We start from the raw sequence: 258 nt of genomic DNA on the forward strand, positions 1-258 counted from the left end.
GTGGGGGCGATGATGCAGTCGGGGCAGCGCATTGACCAGTGGGGGGCCAGCGCCCAGGTCGTGCTGGATGACTTTCGCGATCGCCTCTCTGACGGCATGGCCCTAGGGGTGATTTTTGACCAGAGCGGCTACGTGGAGACGCGCATCAGCACGCTGCTGGTGAACCTACTGTTGGGGGCAACGCTGGTGGTGGGGGTGACGCTGCTGACCATGGGCTGGCGGTCGGCCCTGGTGGTGGGCGCGGCGCTGCCCTTGACC

The 258-nt window shown here is 67.1% G+C and carries 1 pseudogene; it reads left to right on the top strand.

Annotated elements, in window-relative coordinates:
* Positions 1–258 (top strand): annotated as a pseudogene (locus JUK32_RS28550) (efflux RND transporter permease subunit); the annotation flags it as partial.

The sequence above is a fragment of the Halomicronema sp. CCY15110 genome, from assembly GCF_016888165.1.
In the GTDB taxonomy this organism is placed as follows: domain Bacteria; phylum Cyanobacteriota; class Cyanobacteriia; order Phormidesmidales; family Phormidesmidaceae; genus Halomicronema.